The organism is Actinomadura geliboluensis (assembly GCF_005889745.1).
Classification (GTDB): domain Bacteria; phylum Actinomycetota; class Actinomycetes; order Streptosporangiales; family Streptosporangiaceae; genus Spirillospora; species Spirillospora geliboluensis.
Genome location: NZ_VCKZ01000250.1, coordinates 1 through 13979, shown reverse-complemented (window position 1 = coordinate 13979; position 13979 = coordinate 1). Strand labels below are relative to the sequence as shown.

Below are 13979 nucleotides of genomic sequence, written 5' to 3'. Positions count from 1 at the left end.
ATGATACTTAAAATTCATGAATTAATACAAGAAATCTCTAAATATGTTTTTTTTTTTTAGATGTGTAAAAGAGACAGCCCCCTGGACACCGCGACCTTGCGCCGGGCCCGCGGATGGGCGGTGCTGCGCGCCCTCACTGGCATGCTCATCGGGGACGCCGGCGTCCACGGCCGTCCGGGCGGCAAACCGACCTGGGGCCCGCCCGCCCACGCCTCACTGCAACGCCTGATCGCCGACGACACGAAAGGCCGCGACCGCTTTCGTCCGTAGCCGGATACGTCGTCATGGCGGACGGCGCGAGGCAGCGGCGCGGCCGTCCCGCCGCTGCGATCAGATGGCGCCGCCGAGGGGGTCGGCGGCGAGTTCCCAGAGCCTTCTGGCCACCGGGTGCTGGAACCCCGGGTCGATGGCCTGCGCGAGTGCGGCCAGTTGGGCGGGAGGGAGCATGGCCCCGCCGCGGGCCGGGGCGCGCAGCCACATCTTGGCCGGCGCATGCCCGGGTACCTGCACGACCAGGCGGGGCAGGACGCCGCCGCGCCAGTTGGTCCACACCGGTTGGGCGCTGTCCGCGCTGACATGGGCTGCGGTGAGGTCGTACCGTTTCCGGCCCCGGATGCCCCTCCGGACGAGGACCCTGCCGTCGAGCCAGTACGTGTTGCGGTAGTGCTGGACCAGTATCAGGCCGCAGAACGCGTCAAGGATCAGGATCGGCAGCAGGATCAGGACACCGAGCGCCTTGTCGTCCGATGAGAGGAGCATCCAGCAGACCGCCCCTATCACCGCGCTCAGCAGGGCGAGCATCGGCACAAGGCACCCCAGCCAGAGGACCCACATCGCCGCCGGAAAGCCGACGTTCAGCCGGACCATTCGTCCATCACCCTCGCGAGGTCGCGCTGAGCGTGGACGGGCAGGTCGACCGGCCGGGTACTCGTCGTGCCGGTAAGGGCGCGTCGTACCGTTCGGCCACCGCCCGCCTCCCTGATCAGTTGCTCGACCCGGAGAGCATACTTTGCCGCGAAATAAGGGCATCGGCGGCTCTCCGGAGGGCGCCTCCGGAGTCCCCATCCCGGCTGCTCTCGCCGCTCAGGGCATCGGACGCTCGGGCGGCTTGCCGGGCCCGGGGCCGAACGGCGCCATCCCGGCGAGCTTGCCGCCGTCGATCGGCAGGGCCGCGCCGGTGACGAACGACGCCGCGTCCGAGCACAGCCACACGGCGGCGGCCGCGACCTCCTCGGGGCGTCCGATCCGCCGCATGGGCATCGCCCGTCCCGCCATCTGCCGCGCCTGCTCCCCGGCGCGCTCGAGCTGCTCGGTGTGGATCGGGCCGGGGGCCAGCGCGTTGACCCGCACACCGGCCTCGGCGTAGTCCAGCGCCGCCGTGCGGGTCAGCCCGATCAGGCCGAACTTGCTCGACACGTAACCCGCCAGGCCGCCGACCGCCTGCAGGCCCGCCGAGGACGCCATGTTCACGATCGCGCCCCCGCCGGCGTCGAGCATGGCGGGGATCTGATGCTTCATGCACAGGAAGACCCCGCGCAGGTTGACGGTCAGCGCGCTGTCGAAGTCGGCGACGGCGACATCGGCGAGCGGCGTGGGCGGGTGGCCGCCGCCTGCCGCGTTGTTGACCGCCGCGTCCAGCCGTCCGTACTCCTCGACCGCGCGGTGGACGAGCCGCTCGACCGCGTCCGGGTCCGTCACGTCGGTCGGGACGGCCAGCGCGCGGCCGCCTGCGGCGCCGATCTCGGCCGCGAGCTCCGACAGCGCGGTGCCGTCCCGGGCCGCCAGGACGACGGCGGCCCCGGCCTCGTGCAGCGCGCGGGCGGTGGCCGCGCCGATGCCGCGGCTGGCGCCGGTGACGATGGCGACCCGGCCGCTCAGAGGACGTTCAGTGCTCATGACCTGCTCCTTCTCACGGGATACCGGTACTGCTAGAATTCTTTGGACAGACTGTAAATCCAATCTCTGGAGCGGTCAAGGACATGAGCCCTCGCGAGTACCGGTCCGACAAGCGCCGGGCCGCCGCCGAGGAGACGCGGCGGCGGATCCTGGACGCCGCCCGCGCCCTGCTGGCGGGCGATGCGACGCCCCGGCTGTCGGTGGACGCGGTCGCCAAGGCGGCCGACGTGTCCCGCCAGAGCGTCTACAACGCCTTCGGGTCCAAGTCCGGGCTGCTGGAGGCACTGTTCGACACGCTCGCCGACCGGGCGGGCATGGGCTTGGCGGACGCCTTCACCGCGCCCGACGCGCCGGCGGCCCTCGCCGAGTTCGCCGGGACGTTCTGCCGGTTCTGGGCGAGCGACCGGACGGTCCTGCGCAGGCTCCGCGGCCTGGCCCTCCTCGACAGCGACCTGGAACACCTGCTGCGCCGCCGCGACGAGATGCGCCGCACCGCCCTGACCGAACTGCTCCGCCGCTTCCCCGCCCCGCCGGACGACGCGACGATCGACGTGATCTGGCAGCTGACCTCCTTCGAGACCTACGACGCGCTCGCCACCCGCGACCAGACCCGCACCCCCGAAGACCTCGCCCGCATCATCGGAGCCGCCGCCACCGCCGTCCACCGGCCGTAGGCGGCCGGCGGAAAGGGGTCAACCGAAGTCCCATGCGTCCCTGTAGAACCAGACCCAGCCCGTCGTGAGCGCGGCGACGGAAATGATGACGATGGGAAAGTAAGGGAAGTCCAGGAAGCTGAGAACGCCCGGCGACACAGGAGAGACCTCTTGTACGCGTTCCTGCGCGGGCCCGAAAGCCAACCCGTATGCGACCGCCGGTATCAGCACGACCGCCAAGACCATCGGAAGCTGAAACCGGCGGGCCCGCAACGCACCCGACAGGCACACGACGGCGGCGGCGTACAGGGCGATGCCGACCGTGCCGAGGAGCTCGACGCGGAAAACCCATGCTTTCGAGACGGCGGTGTCCTCCTTGGACTCCTTGGCCTCCTCGTAGGAGACACCTCCGCCCATGGCGGGCCCTCCTCCGTAGGAGGTCACGCACTCGGTCCCCGGGATCTGGACTTCCTCCCCGCACCTCGGTTCACCCGCGTCCACCGCCTTATCGGCCGTGTAGGCGTTCTGCAGGCTGAACACGGCGGCGACCACGCCCAGCAGGAGGAGACAGGTCCCCACGCTCATCGAGATGGGTCGCATCAGTCTCCTCGGGGGTCGGCACACGGAACCGGCGAGCGAGGCGTGCCCCGAACACGTCGCTCAGGACAACACTTCCCTTCATCATCAGGCCGCCACAGCCGGCACCTCAAGACCAAGCCCGGTGCTTCCAGCTCCACGGTCGCGATGAGGTTCCCCAGACGCCGCCTGCTCATACTCGTCGCGAGCACCCAGCCATGCGCCCGCCGGCACGCACCTTCGCGAACGACCGCACAACAGGTGCTCCAGGGCACCGAGCCAGAGACCCTGCACGGCATCACCCGACCAGTTCGGTCAGCGGGTGACCATGAGCAGCGCCACAAATCCGAAACCACGAACCGCTGCAGATGTCGAGAACGCGACACCGGCTCCGTCCCCGGTGCACGAGCAGCCGTATGGACCGGCCGCAGACGAAAGCCCTGAAGGAGGAGCAACCATGCGACCGAACGAGATCACCGAGCTTCTGAACCGGCCGATCAGCCGGGAACTGCTGGCCCGGGACCTGACCCGGCTGGCCTACGTCGCCAAGGACGGCACACCGCGGGCCATCCCGATCGCGTTCGCCTGGAACGGCTCGGAGATCGTCATGTGCACGGCGAAGAACGCTCCGAAACTCGGGGCCCTGAGAGAGAACCCGATGGTCGCGCTGACGATCGACACCGAGGTCCACCCGCCCAAGATCCTGCTCATCCGGGGCCGCGCCGAACTGGACTACGTCGACGGCATCCCGGACGAGTACCTCCAGGCGAACACCACCTACGAGATGACACCCGAGCAGCGCGTCGAGTGGGAGGCGGAGGTGCGCTCGCTCTACAGCGACGGCATGGTCCGAATCGTCGTGACCCCGACCTGGGCCAAGCTGATCGACTTCGAAACGACCCTGCCGAGCGCAGTCGAGGAACTGGTCCAGCAACGAGCACAACGCCAACACACCTGACCCCACACGGTCCCCCAGACGCGGCGCGCAAAAGCCGCAAAGGAACAAGGAGGGCAGGGCAGCCGCTGAGGAGTCACTGACACTGGGCCTTTTTCGTTCACCGGCCACTGTGCCCGCTACGCGCCCAATCCTTCGGGCGCTGCTTCTTGCTCTTGTCGCTCTAGAAGGGCGGGTGGCGTCTTTCAGGCTCCAGCGGCGCGGGCCACGCCGCCGCCATCACCACAGAGGTCGCGCGCTTTCAACACTCCATGCGACTTGATGACACAACCGCGTTGTCGATCAGGTACGGCACCTCGTTTCGGTGGAATATTGGGAAACGTCCCCTTCTGCGCCCCTCGCCGGGACAAGAGCTAACCGTGACCTGCCTGTGGCTTTTTCTCTCTCCGACGCGGGGACGGTGCAGGAGCATCGCTGCGTTCGGAGCCTGCGCCTTGGCGGCGCGCGGCACGGTAGCCGGGAGAGGAACATGGGTCGGACACGCAAACGCCGGATGGTCATGGCGGGAGCACTCGCCAGCGCATTCGTCACCTTGGCGATGCCTCCTGCGGCCGCCGCAGGTCGAGCCGCCCCAACGCCGTCAGGCGACGTCGCCGCTGTGAGAGTACCCAGTGGACCCACTCCACGACCGCCCCAACTCCCGCGTAACTTCCAGGGGACCGGCAAATGGATCGTCCGGGATCTGGGCATAACGGTGCCGTTCACCTGGACCGGAAGAGACGGCGACAGCCAGATGGTCGCAGGAGGTCCGCAATACCCGATCTGGTTCACGAACCTCATCTATCGGAACTCGCTCTACACGCTGACCTATAAATGGCCTGGCCTTAATGACCACGAGTGCTCGCGAATCCCAGGGTTCAACCTGAACACTCTGAACCAGAAGCTAAGGACGGCACGGTTCGTCGGGCGAGAGATCTTGCAGTCCAATCCGCAACGCCATGTGAACCATTGGAGAGTCGGCGTCGTCGTACCCCAACTACCTCCCGGGAAGTTTCTTCGATTTCCCATCGCGCTCGGCGATATCTACGTCGATCAACGGGATCCAACGACCTTCTGGCAGGTCCTTCAGTTCGGCGTCCAAAACCTTTACGACCCCGAACTGGACGAGTGGCTCAAGATGAACACGTTCAAGCACACCCCGGGCAGAGTCAGACTCCCCGACCAGTGCCGCTGAGATCACAGCCGAACTAGACGAACTCCACGCACGGGCGCGACAGATCGCGACTCGGGTCCACCGGGCCAGTGCCGTCCCACTCCTGCTCACGCGCAACCCACCTGACCGTCCCGGAGAGTGCGCCCGCACGAACGGCGAGACGGTGTGACAGACAGCTTCGCGCGAGCACGCCTCCAGCTCACGGGAAGCGGGGACTGCGCAGCCCCCCGATTGGGGCAGGTTCAACCCATAGACCCGAGAGCTAAAAGCCGCTGCCTGGACCTTCGCTCAGGCCGGCCCGACAGGACCGCCCTCAACCAACTCAACCTCGTTTCTCGGGATCCGCGCTGTCACGATGAAGATGTCCTCGGGGTCGTGAAAGAAGTCGCTCACGACCTCAAGCCCTTCTCTTTCCTCGGGCGAAGCGCGGACGGCCGTGAAGAAGACGAACTCGTCGGTCAACTCACTGTAGGCATCAGCCCAGACCACGAGCATTGAGCCGCTCTTCAGAGTCACGTCCCAGCGACTGTGCTGGCGGAAGGCGAACTCCATGCCGAAGACCTTATCGGCCCGCGTCGACTCCATGCCGCCTCCCTGCCAGTCCCTTGCCGGCTGATAGCTCCAAACTCCGCTGTTAGGCGCCATAGGCGGCGCCGTTGAAGACGTATTGGAAGCTCTCATCCTGCCCCGCCCGCGGCGGGCGGGCGGCGCTGGGTTACCGCCACAGTCCGAGGGCGACCAGGTCGTCGCCGAGGGCCTTGGTGCCCTTGGGCGAGGAGCACAACCACCACGACGATGTGCAGGGCTGCGGAGCCAGAGCATCGCACCGCCCAGGTACAGCCCGGCGGAGGTATTGATCAGGGGTCACTGCTCGTCGGCATACTGGCCTGAGCCCTATGAGTGTTGAGGCTCATGGGGTTCAGCTCGAAGGGGGCTTCCCGTGTTCTTGTCGCTGCCCACCGGCGCATGGGTGCTGATCGCGGTGGGCGCCACTCTCGTCAATCTCGGCGCCATGCAGTGGATCATCCAGATACCGCAGTACCGCAGGAAGCAGTTCTGGCTCCCGGTCATCGGCATCATCGCGGTCGGCGTGCGAGGTCTCGCCCAGAGCCACACACTGGCCGAGACTCTGTACCTGTACATAGCAGTCCTGATCATGTTCCCGGTGATGCTCGCCCCGGTTCGACGTCAGATCACCCGCGATTACTACCGATGGGTCGAAGACCCGTCCACGAAGGTCAGCGGGGGTGTGATGACCTGGATCGCCACCTCCATGATCGTCATGTTGCTGGCGATCGGTGCCGTCTGGGCGGTGGGCATCAGCACCTCGACCTGAACCGAGGTCCCGCACCACCTCGGCCAGGAGCTGAATTCCCGCGCACAAGCAGCGCGCGCACCCGGCATAAGGTGTCGCTTTGTGGCAGCCGAAGTCACATGCTGCGCGAACACGAGTCATTCGGTCACGGGTCATGCTTGACACTAGTTTGGGGGGCGGCCCGGCGACGCGGCGCGGCGGGACCGGACGGAACAGGCGGCCCGCCCCGGCGCACCGAGGTGGGCGGCTGCGGAGCGGGCGCCCTGAAGACGTAAAGAAAGTTGTCATCCGGGACGGGATGCCTCAGAGGGGCACGGCTGACCTGGTGTACCGCCGTACCGCGAGTGACCGCGACTGCCTGATCATCGTGGCTAACCGCTCGCCGTGGGCCGCCTGAACTGCGGTGCCGTTAGGGTCCCGTCGCTGGCGCGACCACCAGACACCTATGCCTGAGCTTCCCGTCTTTCGTCCCACCCATCAGGGAAGCAGGCCAGGGCCAGAGCCATTAGGCGGAGCTCCCCACAGCAAGGGCCAGGAGCATGCGAACTTGCTGCCCGTTTGTGGCGGATCAGGATGCTGTCGCGAGCAAGACGAGCATCACCGCCAGGGGCACGGCGCACAAGACACCGATGACTGCGAACACGATCCGTTGCTGATGCCGTTCCGACGACGACAACAGGCCCGGATACGTCTGGTCGAATTCTTTGGCGCTCCCGAAGTGGTGGGGCCCACTGCACGGCACGGCGAGCATCTTGACCAGCCGGTCCACGTCCTGGCGCTTGTAGTAGGTGACCCTCACTCTGAGGAGCAGCGTGTCATGCGCATCGAGCAGGAACAGGCTTTGGTCGGGCAACCCCCTGTGCGTGTCGAGTGGTTCGATGGTTGCGCGCACAGCTTTCGTGATGCGCGAGCGCGGCCGGCGCCGACGGATGAACGGACCCCGCACGACGACCTCGTCGGAGGTCAGGGTGATGCGGGCGGTGAGGAAGGCCCATGCTCCCAGGATGATCAACACGGCAACGATGGGCCCCATGATCAGGGCGGGCACCGTGGGGGCGTCGCTGATCAGGATCACGGCGACCTCGACTACGGCGCCCAACCCCACGGCGGTCGCCACCATCAGCGCTGACCGGGAACCTGGGCGCAATTCCAGGGTCCCTCGAACGTCGGGCATGCCACTTCACCTTCCGCCAGCCCGGCGACAGAACGCCATATCGATGGCACCCCTGAACACGCGGAGCGGTTGGGTAATCCCATTGATGGTGATACTAGGTGCTCGCGCCATTAGGACAGTTCGCGAGCGCCAGCCGACGCTGGAGGCAGCCAAGGCTGTTCCCCCTGCCTGCGTCAAGTTGTGTGCGAGGGTCCTTCCCCACGGTCGCCAGTCGCCTGCGAGTGGCAGGCCGGCCGGGGCGGGACCGCCCCGGAGAGCCCGCACCCGGTCCGCACCGACCGGCGGCTTCGGCACACCGGTAACCAGCTCGCGGCCGACATGGGCGTCTCGACCAAGAACCTGATGGGACGGATGGGGCACGACAACGAGCGGGCGGCGCTGCGCTACCAACACAGGTCGGCCAAGGGTGACCGCATCATCACCGATGGCCTTGATGCCCTCGTCCGGGAGGAGCGCGACCAGGACGACAAAGATGACGGCGAGGCGGCCGGGACGCTGGTGCAGGTGGCCTAATGGCCCGCTAGGGCCTGTCTGACAATTCCAGTCGGATCAGCGAGCGTCCGCCGAGCTGGCAGTCCGGAGGTGCGCCGACCGGCTGGCGGGTATTACCGGGCAAGACCTACGATCGGCGGGCCAGCAGATGGGCGTCGAGGAAGCCTCGCTCGGAGGCCGGATCGTGGAGCAGCCGGGCGAAGGGAACGAGCCCGGCATCGGCCAGCAGTTCAGCGAGGCGATCCGCCGGCCAGCTGTAGGCAGGCGCCACCTTGTGATCGAACCGGACCGGTTCTTGTCCGTCGGTCCCGAAGAAGGAAACCAGGAGCAGGCCATCCGGCGCCAGGACGCGTACCTGCTCGGCGAGCAGCTCCGGCAGTTCTCCCGGAGGGGTGTGGATCATCGAATAGTGGGCCAGTACGCCGCCGAGCGCGCCGTCCTCGATCGGAAGGGATTCCATCCGCGCCTCCTGGAAGCACAGCGCCGGATGGGCCCGCCGTGCGTGGTTGACCATGCCGGGGGAGAGGTCGAGTCCGAAGGCGTCCAGGCTCAGTTCGTGCAGCATGGCCGTCAGATGTCCGGGCCCGCACCCGACGTCCGCTGCCCGCAGGTTGCCCGTCGCGCGCACCAGTTCGGCGAAGGTGCCGATCATGGCCCGGGTGAACGGCTGTGTCTCCAGCCGGTCTGCGAACAGCGATGCGTACAGCTCGACGACTCCGTCGTAGGCCGCACTGGTCTCGTCCTGATGGTTCGCCACGGGCAGGACTCTATCGCCAGTCTGATAATTGATCTTGTGGCAGGTCGAGGTGAGTTGACGGATGCGGCATGGGAGCGAATAGAGCCCCTGTTGCCGCAGGTGGACGGACGCGGACGTCCGTGGCGTGATCACCGGCAGGTGGTCAACGGGGTGCTGTGGCGGCTGCGGACCGGGGCTCCTTGGCGCGACCTGCCCGAGCGGTACGGGCCGTGGCAGACCGTCTACGAGCGGTTCGCCCGCTGGGAGGCCGATGGCACGTGGGCGAAGCTGCTGGAGCACGTCCAGGTCCGTGACGACGCGGTGGGCCAGGTGGAGTGGACTGTCGCCGTCGACTCCACGGTCAACCGGGCCCACCAGCACGCCGCGGGCGCCCGTAAAAGAGGGACGCGGACGGGGACGAACTGGAAGATCCGGGCCGCTCGCAGGTGCACCAGGCCCTCGGCCGGTCCCGGGGCGGGCTGACCACCAAGGTCCACCTCGCCGTCGACGGCCGGGGGCTGCCGCTGTCGATCGTGCTCACACCCGGAAACGCCAACGACGCCACCGCGTTCGCCGACGTCCTCGACGGGATCCGCACCCCGCGCGCCGGCACGGGCCGCCCGCGCACGACACCGGACCGTGTGCTGGGTGACAAGGCATACTCCAGCAGGGCCATCCGCCATCTGCTGCGGCGTCGGGGCATCGCCGCCACGATCCCCGAGCGCCGCGACCAGGTGGCCAACCGCCGCCGCCGAGGGCGCCGCGGTGGCAGGCCACCCGCCTTCGACACGGAGATCTACCGCGACCGCAACGTGGTCGAACGATGCTTCGCCCGCCTCAAGCAGTTCCGTGCGATCGCAACCAGGTTCGACAAGCTTGTGGACCGCTACCGCGCGGGAGTTGTCCTGGCCTCCATGATCCTCTGGCTCCGTGAAACGGCCAGGTGATCATTTGTCAGACAGGCCCTAATGGCCCATCGGTGACGACGGCAAAAATAATCAAGGCCCAGGATCGGGGAGCATGTCCCTGGCCTGGGCCTTCATCGTGGGAGCGGGTGACGGGAATCGAACCCGCGCTGTCAGCTTGGGAATCAAACCGATCCCGGCCGTCATAGTGCCTGACCTGGTCTCCGCTCATACCGCCAGTGACCGCTGTTGTCCCCTGATCACCCTGGCTAATTGCACGCTAATTGCACGTCACCGTAGCCAGTGCGCTGCTCGTCCTCGGCAGCTCGGAGCGGCGGACAGCACCCCGATCACCCGAGGGCAAGCGGACCCGGAGCGCAGGGCCGGCCACGGCCCGAGCACCGGAAGCCGCGCGGCAGCGATCGCCCCCAACCACGCAACCGACATCAGCCGGGCTGTGGCGATCGTAGGGCTGAGCTGACGACCTCCTCATTACGAGTCTCACGAACAAGATCCACACCCGTCCAGCCTCGTCCGCCGACCTACTTGGCCCCTGTCTCGGAAGCCCTAGGTTCCATCCTCGTCTAGGCCCGTCCAGACCCGCCGTTAGCAAGCTTTGAGCACTCCACACCGACCGTTCCGGAGCACTCGTTCGCGCGAACGGCGCGCAAGTTGTGACAGACCGTCTCGCGCGAACGAGTGCTCCGGCTCGCAGGGGGTTCGGGGGGCGGCGCGCCCCCCGAGTCGCACACGATCAACTGAGGGGGCTCACCCCGGGGTTGCTTTCAAGCCCCGGCCTCGCATCGATCATGTTCCCGACCTTGGCGGCCGCCTGGTTTGTCCAGCGACATAGCCCATGACCAGTCCGATGAACTCGGTGGTGATCACATGCACATCACTCGGAGCAACGCCCAAGATCGTTAGCGTCACCGTCAGGGCACCAATGGCCAGCACCGCCGAGACGGGCCCGCTTGGATTCGGTAGAGTAGGCATAAGACTCCTCATCGAGTCGAAGGCCGCGCGAGCGAGTACCCGATCTTGGTAGGACTGGACTCCTCGCGCGGCCGTCCTTGACATTGCTAAGACCCTAGCGCGACCATTCCATCCATGCAGGTACTTGGCCGATAGAACGTGACGTCCGAGCATCCGCCGATTGGAATTTCGGCCCATCGTCACCACCGAATCCGCAGGTCAGCCGCCCGACGGATGCATGCAAGTGACTTGCCTCACACTCTTGCAGGGCACCCTCTCCAGGGCGTCGAGTTCATCCGGGACGGTCCAACGGGGGCCCGTCAAACCCTGCGCATTATTACATTAATCCTTCAGGCAACATTCCGTTTCTCGGAAACCTGAATCTGCCGAAACCCCAGAACACTGATTACGGCACAACATTCCGTTTCCCGGAAACCTGAACCTGCCGAAACCCCAGAACGCCGATTACGGCACAACATTCCGTTTCCCGGAAACCTGAACCTGCCGAAACCCCAGAACGCCGATTACGGCACAACATTCCGTTTCCCGGAAACCTGAACCTGCCGAAACCCCAGAACGCTGATTACGGCGATCGTCGTCATCCGTCGGCGATCGTCGTCATCCGTCGGCGGTCGGGCGAACCGGCGCGGCGGGACCGGACGGGACAGGCCGCATGCCCGGCGCGCCGGGGCGGGCGGCCGCCGGCGACGCGTAGCGGCGCCCTTGAAGACGTAAAGAAAGTTCTCATCCGGCCCCGGTGCGCAGGACTGACCTCAGGCTTCGGCTGACTGGCCCTTCACGTTCAGCAGGGCTCGCATGGTCTCGGCTGGGGTGACGCAGCGGAAGCCGGTGTCGTCGTCGAGCATGTCTGCTGAGGCGTCGTTGAAGGTGGACGGTGCGCAGCGTAGGAAGGGGCTCGTGAACGCGCTCCCCTTCAGCTCGTAGCGGCCAGGCTCGGTCTCGGTCGAGCACCAGTCCCAGGTGTTGCCGCACATGTCGTAGACGCCGTACGGGCTGACGCCGCTCGCGTAGCAGTCAACGGGGGTGGTGCTGCGCTTCCCGCCCTCTCGGCAGTTGACCTTCGCGGGGGTCCGCTGGTTGCCCCATGGATAGATCTCGCCTCGGGTCCCTCGGGCTGCCTTCTCCCATTGCTGGGCGCTGGGGAGGGCCTTGGCGGACCACTGGGCGTAGGCGTGGGCGTCGTGCCATGTGACGAACACGACCGGGTGGTTGTCGAGTCCCTCGGAGATGTCGCCGTTTTCCCAGTGCTGCGGCGGCTTGTGGTCGGTCGCTGCGACGAAGCGGGCGTAGTCGGCGTTTGTGGTGGGGAACACGTCGATGTAGAACGCCGGGAGGTAGATGGGTTCGCTGTTCTCGCCTGCGAAGTAGACGCCGGCCGGGATCAGCGTCATCAGCTTCCCGTCGATGGGGTGTCTGACCTGGTCTTCGTCGCCAACTGGTACGTCGGGCTCTGACTGGGGGCTTGCTGGCTGCTCTGAGGACACGCCCGGATCTTGGGCGGACGTTGCCGGGCTCGTCAAGCCGATCATCTCGGCGAACCGGGCCTGTACGTCGGGGCTACATGCTGCGAGTACGGTGTCTAGGCCCTGCTGGTTGATGGGTCGGGGGGTGACGTTTCCCTTCTCCCACCTGACGATCATTCGTTCGCTAACGCCGAGTTCCGCGGCGAACTCCACCTGGCTTACGCGCTTGGCTTCCCGTAGGGCGCGGGCTTCCTTGCCGGTCCAGCGTGACACTGTGGGGGGCATGTCGTGCTCTCCGTAGCGGGGCGGTGTTCAGACGGCTTCGGCGGGGATCTCTTCGTACTCCTTGCGGAGAGTCATCAAGATCGGGTGCGCGTCTGGGAACTCCACTTCGTTGATGGCCGTAATCGCTCGTACGCCAATGGCTGTGTTGGTCGCGAATGCGGCTTCCATGCGCGGTAGGTCGGAGAGGTTCACGGGGCCAAGGGATGTCGCGTCGTGCACCTGGTGGAGTAGGCGCATGGTCACGCCGGGAAGAACTTCGGCGTTGGGCCAGATGACTTGCTGTCCGTCGAAGAAGCCGATGTTCCACGTTGCGCCCTCGGAGATGTACAGCTCCGGGTCGGTGAAAACGCAATCGTCGAATCCGTCGAGTTGGGCGTTGCGGCGATGCCACAGGGCACCGAACAGGCCGACGTGCTTCTGTTCGGGCAGCTCGCGCACGTAGGGCACGGATTGCACCCGCATGGGGGACATCGGCCATGCACCGGACAGCCGGGTCGTGATGAGTATCTTCGGCTCGGCGCGGGCTCCGGGGTGGCCTAGCTCTAGGTCGGGGTCGTAGATCGTCACGCGGACGACGAACGCGCCGTCTCGTCCGGCGGTGGCCTGTCTGACGTACTCCCGGACCTGTTGGCGGTCCAGCTCGTGGCCGAAGAGAACACGGCAGTCTCGAACGAGTCGCTCTAGATGGTGTGAAAAGCCTCTGATGTGCTGGTTTTCCATGCGCATCGACGTGAAGTGACCGTAGTTCACGAGAGCTAGCGCTTTGAGCTCATCCGGGGTGACAGGTACGCCGTTGAGTTCAGCCATGGGGGTCAGTCTGTCAGTAGGTAAGGGCTGCTCACAGGTCCGGGTACAGGACAAGTTCAGGACTGCGTCGGTGCCAGGACATGGGAAAGGCGCGATCGACACGACACCGTGGTTGACATGAGCGGTCGTGTGCGTTCGGAAGACAAGGTGGTGCGGCTTGCCATGCCGCGTCTGCGCAGCAATGACTCGGGGCAGGCTGGCGGGCTGACCGAGGAAGAGGTCAGGCCCTTCTCGCGGTACTCGCCGAGATCACTGCGGAACTCGATGAACTCCACGACCGGACACGGCAGATCACGGCTCGGGTTCACCGGGCCTGTATCGCTGCCCCGGCTCGCGAGACCGGTGCGGCCTGAGCCGAACCCCTTCAACCGAGGAACCCTGCGATGGAAACGCGTGCGCACAACGATGACCCGGCGCTTCGACAGCTTCGGGAGGAGTTCACCGGGCATCGGATCTGGCGGGCTCGGCGCTGGGACGGGCGTCTGGGCGACTGGGTCGCCACCCTGCGCGACCCGGCCGCCGGCGTGGAACCGACCGTGATCCGGTCGGACTCGGCGTCGCTGCGGGAGGCGCTGA

General features: G+C 66.5%; 15 protein-coding genes and 1 pseudogene. 7 read left to right on the top strand and 9 right to left on the bottom strand.

All coding sequences use genetic code 11. From position 1 onward, the window contains the following. Positions 1 to 330 precede the first annotated feature (330 nt). Both ETD96_RS28540 and ETD96_RS28535 read right to left on the bottom strand, forming a co-directional pair. Positions 331 to 867 carry a hypothetical protein gene (locus ETD96_RS28540; protein WP_138639588.1) on the bottom strand — a complete coding sequence of 179 codons (537 nt, stop codon included), beginning with the start codon at positions 865 to 867 and terminating at the stop codon, positions 331 to 333. 216 nt (positions 868 to 1083) lie between these two features. Then, a complete protein-coding gene (locus ETD96_RS28535) occupies positions 1084 to 1896 on the bottom strand; it encodes an SDR family NAD(P)-dependent oxidoreductase (RefSeq protein ID WP_138639587.1) in 813 nt (270 codons plus the stop codon). Positions 1897 to 1979: 83 nt separating this feature from the next. Here ETD96_RS28535 and ETD96_RS28530 point away from each other — a divergent pair, with 83 nt between their 5' ends. After that, a complete protein-coding gene (locus tag ETD96_RS28530) occupies positions 1980 to 2570 on the top strand; it encodes a TetR/AcrR family transcriptional regulator (RefSeq protein WP_138639586.1) in 591 nt (196 codons plus the stop codon). An 18-nt stretch (positions 2571 to 2588) separates the two neighbouring features. Here ETD96_RS28530 and ETD96_RS28525 read toward each other — a convergent pair whose 3' ends face one another. After that, positions 2589 to 3149 (bottom strand): hypothetical protein, encoded by a 561-nt coding sequence (locus tag ETD96_RS28525; RefSeq protein ID WP_138639585.1) that lies wholly within the window; start codon positions 3147 to 3149, stop codon positions 2589 to 2591. Between the two features lie 433 nt (positions 3150 to 3582). Between ETD96_RS28525 and ETD96_RS28520 the strand changes: the two genes are divergently transcribed. Next, positions 3583 to 4083 carry a pyridoxamine 5'-phosphate oxidase family protein gene (locus tag ETD96_RS28520; RefSeq protein ID WP_138639584.1) on the top strand — a complete coding sequence of 167 codons (501 nt, stop codon included), beginning with the start codon at positions 3583 to 3585 and terminating at the stop codon, positions 4081 to 4083. A 466-nt stretch (positions 4084 to 4549) separates the two neighbouring features. Beyond that, complete coding sequence (locus ETD96_RS28515) at positions 4550 to 5254, top strand: hypothetical protein (protein WP_138639583.1); 705 nt, start codon at positions 4550 to 4552, stop codon at positions 5252 to 5254. 267 nt (positions 5255 to 5521) lie between these two features. On the opposite strand, the gene ETD96_RS28510 is transcribed toward ETD96_RS28515, so the two are convergent. Next, positions 5522 to 5818, bottom strand: a complete 297-nt coding sequence (locus ETD96_RS28510) for a hypothetical protein (protein ID WP_138639582.1) — start codon at positions 5816 to 5818, stop codon at positions 5522 to 5524. Between the two features lie 355 nt (positions 5819 to 6173). On the opposite strand from ETD96_RS28510, the gene ETD96_RS28505 reads away from it, so the two are divergent. Further along, positions 6174 to 6569: a hypothetical protein gene (locus tag ETD96_RS28505; RefSeq protein WP_138639581.1), complete on the top strand. Its 396-nt coding sequence runs from the start codon at positions 6174 to 6176 to the stop codon at positions 6567 to 6569. 547 nt (positions 6570 to 7116) lie between these two features. On the opposite strand, the gene ETD96_RS28500 is transcribed toward ETD96_RS28505, so the two are convergent. Further along, positions 7117 to 7722, bottom strand: a complete 606-nt coding sequence (locus ETD96_RS28500; protein ID WP_138639580.1) for a hypothetical protein — start codon at positions 7720 to 7722, stop codon at positions 7117 to 7119. 318 nt (positions 7723 to 8040) lie between these two features. Between ETD96_RS28500 and ETD96_RS28495 the strand changes: the two genes are divergently transcribed. Next, the gene (locus tag ETD96_RS28495; RefSeq protein WP_138639579.1) at positions 8041 to 8235 is read left to right on the top strand and encodes a hypothetical protein; all 195 of its coding nucleotides are present in this window, start codon (positions 8041 to 8043) and stop codon (positions 8233 to 8235) included. 106 nt (positions 8236 to 8341) lie between these two features. On the opposite strand, the gene ETD96_RS28490 is transcribed toward ETD96_RS28495, so the two are convergent. Beyond that, a complete protein-coding gene (locus ETD96_RS28490; protein ID WP_089331202.1) occupies positions 8342 to 8971 on the bottom strand; it encodes a class I SAM-dependent methyltransferase in 630 nt (209 codons plus the stop codon). Between ETD96_RS28490 and ETD96_RS28485 the strand changes: the two genes are divergently transcribed. After that, positions 8960 to 9897 (top strand): IS5 family transposase gene (locus ETD96_RS28485; protein WP_205719497.1). Its coding sequence is split into 2 segments (ribosomal slippage): positions 8960 to 9365 and positions 9365 to 9897, totalling 939 coding nucleotides; the frame shifts between segments, so codons are not numbered across the junction. The genes ETD96_RS28490 and ETD96_RS28485 overlap by 12 nt on opposite strands. A 1703-nt stretch (positions 9898 to 11600) precedes the next feature. On the opposite strand, the gene ETD96_RS28480 is transcribed toward ETD96_RS28485, so the two are convergent. Genes ETD96_RS28480 through ETD96_RS28470 form a run of 3 tightly spaced genes read right to left on the bottom strand, consistent with a single transcriptional unit; the run spans position 11601 to position 13678 of the window. After that, a complete protein-coding gene (locus tag ETD96_RS28480) occupies positions 11601 to 12596 on the bottom strand; it encodes an SUMF1/EgtB/PvdO family nonheme iron enzyme (protein ID WP_138639577.1) in 996 nt (331 codons plus the stop codon). 27 nt (positions 12597 to 12623) lie between these two features. Further along, on the bottom strand, positions 12624 to 13403 hold the full coding sequence (locus tag ETD96_RS28475) for an aminotransferase class IV family protein (protein WP_138639576.1): 780 nt from the start codon (positions 13401 to 13403) through the stop codon (positions 12624 to 12626). Positions 13404 to 13459: 56 nt separating this feature from the next. Then, on the bottom strand, positions 13460 to 13678 hold the full coding sequence (locus ETD96_RS28470; RefSeq protein WP_138639575.1) for a hypothetical protein: 219 nt from the start codon (positions 13676 to 13678) through the stop codon (positions 13460 to 13462). Between the two features lie 108 nt (positions 13679 to 13786). Between ETD96_RS28470 and ETD96_RS28465 the strand changes: the two are divergent. Further along, positions 13787 to 13979 (top strand): annotated as a pseudogene (locus ETD96_RS28465) (hypothetical protein); the annotation flags it as partial.